The sequence below is a fragment of the Streptomyces sp. NPDC101152 genome (assembly GCF_044768275.1).
Classification (GTDB): domain Bacteria; phylum Actinomycetota; class Actinomycetes; order Streptomycetales; family Streptomycetaceae; genus Streptomyces.
The window spans coordinates 1-12,659 of sequence record NZ_JBIWPO010000037.1 but is presented as its reverse complement, the minus strand read 5'-3'; the positions used below and the strand labels follow the sequence as shown (position 1 = coordinate 12,659).

The window sequence follows — 12,659 nt, the reverse complement described above, 5'->3', positions numbered from 1 at the left end:
ATAGGACTTCAGGAGGGTTGGCCGTGGCTGCTGATCTGTCGCAGATCGTCAAGGCGTACGACGTACGCGGAGTGGTCCCGGACCAGTGGGACGAGCCGCTGGCCGAGCTCTTCGGGGCGGCCTTCGTCCGCGTCACCGGAGCGGACGCGATCGTGACCGGTCACGACATGCGCCCGTCCTCGCCGGGCCTGTCACGCGCCTTCGCGCGCGGGGCGGCCGCGCAGGGCGCCGACGTCACCGAGATCGGGCTGTGCTCGACGGACCAGCTGTACTACGCCTCCGGCGCTCTGGGGCTGCCCGGCGCGATGTTCACTGCCTCGCACAACCCGGCGCAGTACAACGGCATCAAGCTGTGCCGGGCGGGCGCGGCACCGGTGGGCCAGGACACGGGCCTGGCCGAGATCCGCGAACTGGCCGAGGAATGGACCGACTCGGGCGCTCCCGCCCCGGCCTCCACCACGGGAACCATCACCCACCGCGACACGTTGACCGACTACGCGGCCCACCTCCGCTCCCTCGTGGACCTGACCTCCATCCGCCCCCTGAAGGTCGTGGTCGACGCGGGCAACGGCATGGGCGGACACACCGTCCCCACGGTGTTCGCGGGCCTGCCCCTGACCCTCGTCCCGATGTACTTCGAACTCGACGGCACCTTCCCCAACCACGAGGCGAACCCTCTGGACCCCGCCAACCTCGTGGACCTGCAGCACCGTGTCCGCGAGGAGTCCGCCGACCTCGGCATCGCCTTCGACGGCGACGCCGACCGCTGCTTCGTCGTCGACGAGCACGGCGACCCGGTGTCCCCCTCCGCGATCACGGCGCTGGTGGCCGCGCGCGAACTGGCCCGCAATGGCGGCAAGGGCGTCGTCATCCACAACCTGATCACGTCCTGGTCGGTCCCCGAGGTGGTGAGGGAGCACGGCGGCACCCCGGTCCGCACCCGGGTCGGCCACTCCTTCATCAAGGCCGAGATGGCCTCCTCCGGCGCGATCTTCGGCGGCGAACACTCGGCGCACTACTACTTCAAGGACTTCTGGAACGCCGACACGGGCATGCTGGCCGCCCTGCATGTCCTGGCGGCCCTGGGCGGCCAGGACGGCTCCCTGTCCGCCCTCGTCGCCGAGTACGACCGCTACGTCGGCTCCGGCGAGATCAACTCCACGGTGGCCGACCAGAAGTCCCGCCTGGCCGCGATCCGCTCGACCTACGGCCCCCGCGAGGACGTCACCCTCGACGACCTCGACGGCCTCACCGTCACCTCCACCGACTGGTGGTTCAACGTCCGCCCCTCCAACACCGAACCCCTCCTGCGCCTGAACGCGGAGGCGAGGGACGAGGCGACGATGACCAAGATCCGGGACGAGGTACTGGCGATCATCAGGGCCTGAAGGATCCTGCCCGGACGCCGGTCGGGACTATCAGCCCGTCCGGCGTTCGAGGACGAGGGGTGCGATATTCCAGCCCGTCCGGCGTTTGAGGACGAGGCCCGAAGGGCCGACCGGGGTCCGGGGCGGAGGCCCGGCGGGGGACCAGGGGGCGGAGCCCCCGGGGCGGGGTCGAAGGGGCGGCAGCCCCTGGGGACGGGACGGGAAGGGGCGGCGGGGGCGAGCAACCCCCGCGCACACCCCCACCGGCGGTACCCTGACCAGGCACATCCGCACAAGCACCCGTACAAGCAAGCGCACGCGAAAACGCCCGAAGGGACACCCCATGCCGCTCGAAGCCGGCCTCCTGGAGATCCTCGCCTGCCCGGCCTGCCACGCCCCCCTCAAGGAGCAGGACACCGAGCTGATCTGCACCGGCCAGGACTGCGGCCTCGCCTACCCCGTCCGCGACGGCATCCCCGTCCTCCTCGTGGACGAGGCCCGCCGCCCCGCCTAACGCCGGACGAGCCCGACCGCCCGCGACGCGCACGCATCACCCGCCAACCCCGCCACCCCCCCGAGGGCCCCGGCGATCGGAGGCTGCCGCCCCATGCTCGACGAATCGCTACTCGACACCCCCGACGCCCTCGCGGAGGCAGACCGCCGCGGCCTGCTGCGCGGCGCCGCCGAGGCGGGCGCCCGCGTCCGCACCGCCGCCCGGCACGCCGCCGAGGCCGGCGTCCACGACCTCAAGCCGGACGGCCGCCCGCGCGCGGTCCTCATCGCCGGCCCCGGCGCCGCCGCCACCTGCGCCGCCGACCTCCTCGGCACGCTCGCGGGCCCCGGCAGCCCCGTCATCCGCCTCGCCCCCACCGGCGTCGCCCCGGCGGCAGGCGCCCTGCGCTGGGAACTCCCCGGGTGGGCCGGCTCGGTGGACCTGCTCCTGATCGCCACCCCGGACGGCACCGAACCGGGCCTGTCCCTCCTCGCCGACGCGGCCTACCGGCGCGGCTGCACGGTCGTCGCCGTCGCCCCGGCCGGGACGCCCCTCAGCGACGCGGTGGACGGCGCCCACGGTTTCTTCGTCCCGATGGCGACCGCCCCGTACGAGCAGGACGAACCACCCCTCGCCGCCTCCGCCCCCGGTGTCCTGTGGGCGCTGTTGACGCCTCTGCTCGCGCTCCTGGACCGCACCGGCCTGCTCGCCGCGTCGCCGGACGCACTGGAGAAGGTCGCCGACCGCCTGGACCACGTCGCCGAACGCTGCGGGCCCGCCATCGCGACCTACAGCAACCCGGCCAAGACGCTCGCGGCCGAACTCGCCGACGCGCTGCCGGTCGTGTGGACCGAGGGCACCTCGGCGGGCCCCGCCGGCCGCCGCTTCGCCGCCGCGCTCGCCGAACTCTCCGGCCGTCCGGCCCTCGTCGCCGAACTCCCCGAGGCCCTCGCCGCGCACAGCGCCCTGCTGGCGGGCCCGCTCGCCGCCAGCGCAGACCCGGACGACTTCTTCCGCGACCGCGTCGAGGAGCCCCCCGCGCTGCACGCGCGCGTGGTGCTGCTGCGCGACCGGCCGATCGGCGGACTCTCCGCCGCCCCGGCCGCCCGTGACCTGGCGCTCGGCCACGACACGCCGATCAGCGAGCTGGAGCCGGAGGAGGGCGACGAACTGGAGACCCTCGCCGAACTGATCGCCATCACGGATTTCGCCGCCGTTTACCTGGCGCTCGCCGCCGGAGCCTGATCCTGACGGCCGTGACAAACACGCGACCTGAACAACAGTGCCGCGCACGCGCGCGTACCGATCGACCGGCAGAGAGATGCGCATGGACCGCCTCGACAACACCATCCGCCCCTACGCCTGGGGTTCCACCACCGCCATCCCCACCCTCCTCGGCGTCGAACCGAGCGGCGAACCGCAGGCCGAGATGTGGATGGGCGCTCACCCCGGCGCGCCCTCGCGCACCGCACGCGGCGCCCTCGTGGACGTGATCGACGCGGCCCCGGAGAAGGAACTGGGCCCTGAAACCGTCGCCAGGTTCGGTCCGCGTCTGCCCTTCCTGCTCAAGATCCTCGCGGCCGGCGCCCCCCTCTCCCTCCAGGTGCACCCCGACCTCGCACAGGCCAAGGAGGGCTACGAGGACGAGGAACGCCGCGGCATCCCGGTCGACGCCCCGCACCGCAACTACAAGGACGCCAACCACAAGCCCGAACTCATCTGCGCGCTCACCGAGTTCGACGGCCTCTGCGGCTTCCGTGACCCGCTGCGGGCCGCCGACCTGCTGGACGGCCTCGGCGTCGACTCCCTGAAGCCCTACGTCGACCTGCTGCACGCCCGTCCCGAGGACGCCGCCCTGCGCGAAGTGCTCACGGCGATTCTCACCGCCGACCCCGAGGAGATGCGCCACACGGTCACCGAGGCCGCGGCCGCCTGCGCCCGCGTGGGCGGCGAGTACGCCCCGTACGCCGACATCGCCCACCACTACCCGGGCGACCCGGGCGTCATCGCCGCGATGCTCCTCAACCACGTCCGCCTGCAGCCCGGCGAGGCCCTGTTCCTCGGCGCCGGCATCCCGCACGCCTACCTCAGCGGCCTCGGCGTCGAGATCATGGCCAACTCCGACAACGTCCTGCGCTGCGGGCTGACCCCCAAACACGTCGACGTCCCCGAACTTCTGCGCGTCGTCCGCTTCGAGGCGAGCGACCCGGGCGTGCTGCGCCCCGAGGCGGCCCCGGACGGCGAGGAGGTCTACGACACCCCCATCGACGAGTTCCGCCTGTCCCGGTACGTCCTCCCCGCGGGCGGCACCACCCACGACCTCACCCGCGAGACACCGCAGATCCTGCTCTGCACGGCCGGTTCGGTACGGGCGGGGGAGTACGAACTGGCCCCCGGGCAGTCCGTGTTCGTCCCGGCGGGCGAGCGGGCAGAGGTGTCGGGTGCCGGCACCGTCTTCCGTGCCACTGTGATCGTATGACCGGGGGTGTGGGTACCTGACGCGGCGTCGGCTGGTGGGACTGCAAGAATGACCCACCGGCAAAGGACGGGCAAAGGCCCGCACGGGCCGACGGACGAAGGCGAAGGGACAACGCGGACACATGAGCGCGTCAGGCGGCACCAGGGCGATCGTGGCGGCACTCGGCGCCAACCTCGCGATCGCGGCATCGAAGTTCGTGGCGTTCGCCTTCAGCGGCTCCTCCTCGATGCTCGCCGAGGGCGTCCACTCGCTCGCTGACTCCGGCAACCAGTTCCTGCTGCTGATCGGCGGCAAGAAGGCCCAGCGCGAGGCCACCCCGCAGCACCCCTTCGGCTACGGCCGCGAACGGTACATCTACGCCTTCCTGGTCTCGATCGTGCTCTTCTCCGTCGGCGGCATGTTCGCCGTCTACGAGGGCTACGAGAAGATCCGCCACCCGCACGCGGTGGAGCACTGGTACTGGCCGGTGGGAGTCCTCGTCTTCGCGATCCTCGCCGAGGGCTTCTCCTTCAAGACGGCGATCAAGGAGTCCAACGACCTGCGGGGCACCCTGTCCTGGTCGCAGTTCATCCGCCGCGCCAAGGCCCCCGAACTGCCTGTCGTCCTCCTGGAGGACTTCGGCGCGCTGATCGGCCTGGTGCTCGCGCTCGGCGGCGTGGGCCTGGCGCTTCTCACCGGCGACGGCGTCTGGGACGGCATCGGCACGGTCTGCATCGGCGTCCTGCTCGTCTCCATCGCGCTCGTCCTCGCCGCCGAGACGAAGTCCCTCCTGCTCGGTGAGGCAGCGGGTCTGGAGGAGGTCAAGAAGATCGAGGCGGCCGTCGTCGACGGCGACACGGTCACCGGCGTCATCCACATGCGCACCCTCCACCTCGGCCCCGAGGAACTCCTGGTCGCCGCCAAGATCGCCGTCCAGCACGACGACACCGCCGCGGAGGTCGCCTCCGCCATCAACGCCGCCGAGGCCCGCATCCGCGTCGCGGTCCCCATCGCCCGGGTGATCTACCTCGAACCCGACATCTACAGCGAGGCGGAGGCCGCCAAGGGCCCGGACAAGGAGGCGACCCCGGGAGGCCCGGCACCGCACCCCGCCGGGCACTGACACCGCACACCGTGTGCGGACCCCGGCGAACGCTCCCCGAGGGCCCGCACCCGGGCCTTCACCTCACTCGATCTCCCCGAGCACGTCGAGCACGGCCCGCTCGTCCCCGGCCGTCAGCAGCCGCTCCCGGAACCCGGTGTCCATCAGCCGGCGCGACAGCAGCGCCAGGATCCGCAGATGCTCGTCGCCCGCGGCCGCCTCCGGTACGGCGATCATGAACACCAGCCGCGCCCGCGTACCGTCCAGCGAGCCCCACTCGACCCCCTCGTCCGACCGAGCGAACCCGACGACCGGCGCGGTGACCGCGTCCGTCTTCGCATGCGGGACCGCGATCTCCTCGCCGAGCCCGGTCGTCCCCTGCTCCTCACGCCGCAACGCCGTCCGCACCAGCTCGTCGACGTCGGCGACCCTGCCGCTGCGTGCGAGCAACCCGGTCAGCTCCCGAATCGCGGCCTCCTTGTCCCGCGCCTCGAGCCGCACCGAGACGGTCTCCTCGGTCAGGTACCCGGAGAGCACCTGGGCCCCACCACCGGCTCCCGGAGCTCCACCCGGGATCCGGGCCGCTACGACGGCACGCGCGCCCGTGCCCGACGGAGCACCGACACCCGCTGCGACCAGGGCGGGCTCGGCCGCCGCCACACCCTCGGTCACCACGGGCGCGCCGCCCCGCCTCCGTCGGCCGATGTCGATCAGCGTCACGGTCGTCGCGGCCGTGACCACCGTGCCGATCACCACCGCCACGAAGAACATCGGCACCCCGCTGACCGCACCCAGCACCGCCACGATCGGCCCGCCGTGCGGCACCGCGTCCTTGACGCCCGCGAGCCCCGCGACCGCACCGGCGACCGCTCCGCCGAGCATGTTGGCCGGAATGACCTCTGCGGGTCGTGCCGCCGCGAACGGAATCGCCCCCTCGGAGATCCCGAAGCAGCCCATGAACAGGGCCGCGAGCCCCGTCTCCCGCTCCTGGTCGGTGTACAGCCGCTTCCGCAGCAGCGTGGCGAGCCCCTGGCCGAGCGGCATCACCGGGATCGCCGCAGCACACATGCCCATGACCGTCTGGTTGCCACTCGCGATGAGCCCGGCGCCGAACAGGAACGCCGTCTTGTTGACCGGACCGCCCATGTCGAAGGCGATCATGAGCCCGAGAATCGCGCCGAGCAGGACCGCGCTGGTGCCGGTCATACCGCTCAACCAGCTGGTCAGGTGCTCGAAGACCCAGGCGATCGGCTTGCCGATGACGTAGATGAAGAACAGCCCGAGCGCCGTGGTCGCCACGATCGGGATGACGATGATCGGCATGATCGGCTGCATGAACTTCGGGACACCGAGCTTCTTGATCCACAGCACCAGGTACCCGGCGAGGAATCCGGTCACGATCGCCCCGATGAAGCCGGCGCCCGCCTTCGAGCCGTAGAGCGCCCCGGTGTTGGCGATCCAGCCACCGATCATGCCCGGCACGAGGGCCGGCCGGTCACCGATGGCGTAGGCGATGTATCCGGACAGAATCGGCACCATCAGCGTGAAGCCGATGACGCCGATGTTGTTCACGTCCATCCAGAAGGAGTCCTTCGGGATGACGAGGCCGCCGGACGGGTCCGTGTGTCCGCCCAGCGAGAGCGAGATCGCGATCAGCAACCCGCCGACCACCACGAACGGGATCATGTAACTGACCCCGTTCATCAGCGCCTTGTACCCGATGCTCCGTTCCCTGCCACCGCCGGCCGGTGCGGTCGAGGCCGTGCCACCGGGCTCGTGCACCGGAGCCGACCGCACCTGCTCGATCAGCCGCTCAGGGTGGTGGATGCCTTCGGCAACCCCGACCTTGAGCACCCGCTTGCCCGCGAAACGGCTCAGGTCCACATCCTTGTCCGCCGCGACGATGACACCGTCCGCGGTGCTGACATCGTTGTCATCGAGGATGTTCTCTGCTCCGATGGAGCCTTGCGTCTCCACCTTCATCTCGATGCCACGGCTCTCGGCGGCCTGCGCGAGCTTCTCCGCGGCCATGTACGTGTGTGCGATGCCGGTGGGGCAAGCGGTCACCGCGAGCAGCTTCAGCCGCTTCGCCTCGGTGCCGCCGTCGCCCGTGGGGGGAGGGCCGGCCGGACTGGTCACGTCGATCTCCTAACACCTTCGTCACGCGAACGCCGTCTGGGGACGCCCGCAAGACCGATCGGGGCTTCCGATACCCAGGCATCCTGCCAACACCCGACGCCCGGCTCAAAGATGCGAAAGTCCCTGTTCATCCGGGTCTGTAGCCTCCTGTTCTCCCGTTCGTGGCGTCCTGTCGTCGTTGCTTCCCGCCCCGCCCGATCCCACCCGTCCCGCCACACGATCGGCGCGATGTGTTCGAAGGTGGACTGGGGACCGCCGGGGCGACCGGTGTAGCTTGGAACCGAGCCAGACGTCGCTGCTGATGGCGGTCGGGCGGTCCCACCGCGGACCGACCGAGGGAGAGAGGGCCTCCGACGGACTGCGCTGCGCGTACGCGGGCATCCCTGTGTCCTCTTTCGGGCACTCCTGTGTCCGCCGCCGCGCAGACCAGCCGTACCCGACCTCGACCCAACCCCGAGGAGCAGCTCGCAATGACGACTGTCGAAAACCGACAGGACTTCAAGGTCGCCGACCTCTCCCTGGCCGCGTTCGGCCGCAAGGAGATCACCCTCGCCGAGCACGAGATGCCCGGCCTGATGTCCATCCGCAAGGAATACGCCGACGCGCAGCCCCTGGCCGGCGCCCGCATCACCGGTTCCCTGCACATGACGGTGCAGACGGCCGTCCTCATCGAGACCCTGGCCGCCCTCGGCGCGCAGGTCCGCTGGGCCTCCTGCAACATCTTCTCCACCCAGGACCACGCGGCCGCCGCCATCGCCGTCGGCCCGAACGGCACGCCCGACAACCCCCAGGGCATCCCGGTCTTCGCCTGGAAGGGCGAGACCCTGGAGGAGTACTGGTGGTGCACCGAGCAGGCCCTGACCTGGCCGGACAGCCCCACCGGCGGCCCGAACATGATCCTCGACGACGGCGGTGACGCCACCCTCCTCGTCCACAAGGGCGTCGAGTACGAGAAGGACGGCAAGGTCCCCTCCGTGGACACCGCCGAGTCCGACGAGCACCGCGTCATCCTGGAACTCCTGCACCGCACCATCACCGACGGCTCGCAGAAGTGGACCCAGCTCGCCTCCGAGATCCGCGGCGTGACCGAGGAGACCACGACCGGCGTCCACCGCCTGTACGAGATGCAGCGCGACGGCGTCCTCCTGTTCCCGGCGATCAACGTCAACGACGCCGTCACCAAGTCGAAGTTCGACAACAAGTACGGCTGCCGCCACTCCCTGATCGACGGCATCAACCGCGCCACCGACGTCCTCATCGGCGGCAAGACCGCGGTCGTGTGCGGCTACGGCGACGTGGGCAAGGGCTGCGCGGAGTCCCTGCGCGGTCAGGGCGCCCGCGTCATCGTCACCGAGATCGACCCGATCTGCGCGCTGCAGGCGGCGATGGACGGCTACCAGGTCACGACCCTGGACGAGGTCATCGACAAGGCCGACATCTTCGTCACCACGACCGGCAACAAGGACATCATCATGGCCTCGGACATGGCCAAGATGAAGCACCAGGCGATCGTCGGCAACATCGGCCACTTCGACAACGAGATCGACATGGCCGGCCTGGCCAAGATCCCGGGCATCGTCAAGGACGAGGTCAAGCCGCAGGTCCACACCTGGACCTTCCCGGACGGCAAGGTGATCATCGTGCTGTCCGAGGGCCGTCTGCTGAACCTGGGCAACGCCACCGGTCACCCGTCGTTCGTGATGTCCAACTCCTTCGCGGACCAGACCCTGGCCCAGATCGAGCTGTTCACCAAGCCCGACGAGTACCCGACCGGCGTGTACACGCTGCCCAAGCACCTGGACGAGAAGGTCGCCCGGCTGCACCTGGACGCGCTCGGCGTGAAGCTCACCACCCTTCGCCCCGAGCAGGCCGCGTACATCGGCGTCAATGTCGAGGGCCCGTACAAGTCGGACCACTACCGCTACTGAGCAGCGCGGCGCAGTGCCGGTGAGCGCGTCGGTGCGCTGACGCCCTCACCAGCAGCCGCTACCTCCGAGGCAGGCCCCCGCACCCCCGTGTCGGGGGCCTGCCCCTTTGGCCGCTGCGGCCGGAACGACCCGTCAAAGGACCCCCATGCCCCGCGGCCGTTATTCGCTCCACGATCCGCACGATCGCACCCCCCTCGCAGAAGAACACTTCCACTGCGCCCCCGGCCCTTCCGGCTGGCGCTACGTCTCCCGGGTGACCACTCCGTCGGGCGACCACCAGGGCTCCGTCGACCTCGCCCTCGACGAACTCGGCCGCCCCATCCGCCTCGAGCTCCACGCCGCGGACTGGCAGGTACGCGGCGCCGCTCTCGACGGCATCACCTGGGTCCGTACGGACCCCACCGGGACACAGGCCACCGAAGGCAATGCGCGCGCCCACGCCTTCACCGGCAGATCCCCGGCCTTCCTCATCGCCACCACCCGTCTCCTGCGCCTCACCCCTTCCGCCACGGCGACCCGCGTACGCCTCGTCGCCCTCACCGAACCCGTCCTCGCCCCGCGCACCGTGGACCAGTCCTGGACCTTGGTGAACAGGGAAGCACACCCCACTGACAACGGCCCTCTGACCGTGGACGAATACCAGGTCACCGCCCTGGACACGGGCGAGCAGCACGCCGTGCACATCGCCGGCGACGTCGTGCTCGCGGCACCCGGAATCGAGCTGGAGGACCTCGAGTCGCCGCCGTCCACGTTCGACTGAGCGCGGACAGCGAGGGAGGGGGGAGGAGGCCGAGGCGGTCGGGGTCAGGCGGGCGGTACGAACCCGGTCTTCCCGGCAGCCGGGCGCTCCGCGGGGGGTGCGGACCGCGGAGGGGCGGCCGGCTCGGGCCTGGCGGGATCGGCAGTCGGCCGAGCCGGGGCCGAGGACGACGCGGTGGGCGGGGCATAGGTATTCGGCCCACCCTTGGGTGTCCGTTCCCCGAAGGCCCTCCGAGCTTCCCTGGCCTGCCGCTCCTGGGTCACCGCGGCCAGATACGCCGCCGGCGGAACGCCGTCAGGAATCGGCGTTCCCGTACGAGCCGACAGATCCGACGCGAGCCGCTCCGCCATGGCCCAGCCGACCCCCGGGTCCAGCTGCGGCATGCGGGCCAGATACTGACGGACCGCAAGCCACAACCCGTCGGGAACCGCCGACAGATCGAGTTCCGAGAACCGCCCGGCCAGCCAGGGCGGCGGCGGAGGCAGAAAGCCGGTCTGAGAAACGGGCACTCGCTCCCGTACGACGAGAGTCCCGGCGAAGACGTCCCCGAGCCGTCGTCCTCGCGCCGACACGAGCGAGGCGATGCAGGCGACGACGCCGAACGTCATCAGGATCTCGACCACGCCGATCCCACCCCTGACCAGCGCATGCCGGAACCGGATCGGACCGCCGTCGTCCCGCACCACCCGCAGCCCACACGCCAGCTTGCCCAGGGACCGTCCACGGCTCAGTGTCTCCACCGCGATCGGCGCACCGACCAGCAGCAACACGAACATGGCGATCGACACAGCGATCTGCGCCGCGTCGTCCAACGAAGACGTGGCCGCGATCAGCGCTATGGACAGGGCGACGTAGACCGCAAAGGCCACGATCAGGTCGAGCAACACCGCCAGCGCCCTGCTGGGCAGCCTCGCGGGGCGCAACTCCAGCGCCACCGCCTCGCCCGTCACCAGCTCACTCACGCCCGTCGCCCTTCCCCTGGCCTGCCGTCACAACGGCCAGTCTGCCAAGCTGAGGGCGCATCGCGCCGCAGTACGACAAGCTGACAGCCAGGACGCGCCGCCGAACACCCGACGAACAGCCGAGGAGCAGGCAGACCGATGGACCTCGACGTCTTCGTCAGCACTCACCGGGCCGAGTGGGACCGCCTCGACGCACTGCTCGGGCGGCGTCGGCTCACCGGCGCCGAGGCCGACGAATTGGTCTCGCTCTACCAGCGCACGGCCACTCACCTCTCCTTGATCCAGTCCAGCGCTCCGGATCCGCAGCTGACCGGACGACTCAGCCAACTCGTGGCACGCGCGCGTAGTGCGGTCACCGGCACCCGACGCGCTTCGTGGAGAGATGTCACGCGCTTCCTTGCGCACGGTTTCCCGGCAGCCGTATACCGATCGCGACGCTGGTGGGTGCCCACGGCCCTGCTGTCCATCGTCGTCGGCATCATCCTGGGCTGGTGGATAGGCACCCACCCGGAGGTGCAGGCCTCCATAGCGGCTCCCAGCCAACTGCGCGAACTCACCCGCCCAGGGGGCGAGTACGAGACGTACTACTCCAGCCACCCCGCGGCCTCCTTCGCCGCCCAGGTATGGACGAACAACGCCTGGGCGGCCGCGCAGTGCCTCATCCTCGGTGTCTTCCTCGGCCTGCCCGTCCTCTGGATCCTCTTCCAGAACATGCTCAACCTCGGGGTCGGCCTGGGCCTCATGTCCTCGGCCGGACGCCTCGACACCTTCCTCGGCCTGATCCTCCCGCACGGCCTGCTCGAACTGACCGCGGTCTTCGTGGCCGCCGGCACGGGACTGCGTCTCGGCTGGACCGTCATCGACCCCGGGCCACGCTCCCGGCGCACGGCCCTCGCCGAAGAAGGCCGTGCCGCCGTCGGCATGGCGATCGGCCTCGCCCTGGTCCTCTTCGTCTCCGGGGCCATCGAAGGTTTCGTCACCCCCTCGGGCCTGCCCACGTGGGCCCGCATCGGCGTCGGAATCCTCGCCGAACTCGCCTTCCTCACGTACGTCTTCGTCCTGGGCGGTCGAGCGGCACGTGCGGGTGAGACCGGCGATGTGGAGGCCGCGGAACGCAGCGCCACGGTGCCGACGGCGGCCTGATGTGCGGACACGCCCACTGAGCTGTTAGTGTCTCCTTCGCCCCGCAAGAGCCGTTGACACGGACAAGGCGGGGAGGTAGATTCGAACAGTTGCCTGGAGCCGGGTAGATCCCGGTAGGCGACGGTGAGTGTCTGTCTGCTTCACGGAACGTCGATTCCGAAGAAGCCACCTCCCGATGAATCGGAAATCAGCAGCCGGTCTGACCGGCTCGAAACTTCTGATAAAGTCGGAACCGCCGGAAAGGAAACCGCGAGAAAAAGCGGGAACCTGGAAAGCGCCGAGGAAATCGGATCGGAAAAGGATCTGA

10 protein-coding genes are annotated in these 12,659 nt (G+C 70.6%); 8 read left to right on the top strand and 2 right to left on the bottom strand.

The annotated features are described in order from the left end of the window. Positions 1-23: 23 nt before the first annotated feature. The 5 genes from ACIRVK_RS33245 (at position 24) to ACIRVK_RS33225 (ending at position 5,441) form a co-directional block, all read left to right on the top strand. A complete protein-coding gene (locus ACIRVK_RS33245; RefSeq protein ID WP_404253716.1) occupies positions 24-1,388 on the top strand; it encodes a phosphomannomutase/phosphoglucomutase in 1,365 nt (454 codons plus the stop codon). A 322-nt stretch (positions 1,389-1,710) separates the two neighbouring features. Beyond that, entirely contained in the window at positions 1,711-1,881 is a 171-nt protein-coding gene (locus tag ACIRVK_RS33240; RefSeq protein WP_007382472.1) for a Trm112 family protein, read from the top strand. Between the two features lie 93 nt (positions 1,882-1,974). Continuing rightward, positions 1,975-3,105 carry an SIS domain-containing protein gene (locus ACIRVK_RS33235; protein WP_404253714.1) on the top strand — a complete coding sequence of 377 codons (1,131 nt, stop codon included), beginning with the start codon at positions 1,975-1,977 and terminating at the stop codon, positions 3,103-3,105. An 82-nt stretch (positions 3,106-3,187) separates the two neighbouring features. Further along, positions 3,188-4,339 (top strand): mannose-6-phosphate isomerase, class I, encoded by a 1,152-nt coding sequence (gene manA, locus ACIRVK_RS33230; RefSeq protein WP_404253712.1) that lies wholly within the window; start codon positions 3,188-3,190, stop codon positions 4,337-4,339. 121 nt (positions 4,340-4,460) lie between these two features. Further along, entirely contained in the window at positions 4,461-5,441 is a 981-nt protein-coding gene (locus ACIRVK_RS33225; RefSeq protein WP_404253710.1) for a cation diffusion facilitator family transporter, read from the top strand. A 63-nt stretch (positions 5,442-5,504) separates the two neighbouring features. Here the strand turns inward: ACIRVK_RS33225 and ACIRVK_RS33220 are convergent, their stop codons facing one another. Next, positions 5,505-7,559, bottom strand: a complete 2,055-nt coding sequence (locus tag ACIRVK_RS33220) for a fructose-specific PTS transporter subunit EIIC (protein ID WP_404253708.1) — start codon at positions 7,557-7,559, stop codon at positions 5,505-5,507. Between the two features lie 470 nt (positions 7,560-8,029). Between ACIRVK_RS33220 and ahcY the strand changes: the two genes are divergently transcribed. Together ahcY and ACIRVK_RS33210 are read left to right on the top strand one after the other, a co-directional pair. Then, positions 8,030-9,487, top strand: coding sequence for an adenosylhomocysteinase (ahcY, locus tag ACIRVK_RS33215; RefSeq protein WP_404253706.1), 1,458 nt, complete (start codon positions 8,030-8,032; stop codon positions 9,485-9,487). A gap of 145 nt (positions 9,488-9,632) precedes the next feature. Beyond that, entirely contained in the window at positions 9,633-10,247 is a 615-nt protein-coding gene (locus ACIRVK_RS33210) for a hypothetical protein (protein WP_404253704.1), read from the top strand. Positions 10,248-10,291: 44 nt separating this feature from the next. Here the strand turns inward: ACIRVK_RS33210 and ACIRVK_RS33205 are convergent, their stop codons facing one another. Further along, positions 10,292-11,209: an RDD family protein gene (locus ACIRVK_RS33205; RefSeq protein WP_404253702.1), complete on the bottom strand. Its 918-nt coding sequence runs from the start codon at positions 11,207-11,209 to the stop codon at positions 10,292-10,294. A 138-nt stretch (positions 11,210-11,347) separates the two neighbouring features. On the opposite strand from ACIRVK_RS33205, the gene ACIRVK_RS33200 reads away from it, so the two are divergent. Further along, complete coding sequence (locus ACIRVK_RS33200) at positions 11,348-12,352, top strand: stage II sporulation protein M (protein ID WP_404253700.1); 1,005 nt, start codon at positions 11,348-11,350, stop codon at positions 12,350-12,352. The last annotated feature ends 307 nt before the right edge of the window (positions 12,353-12,659 follow it).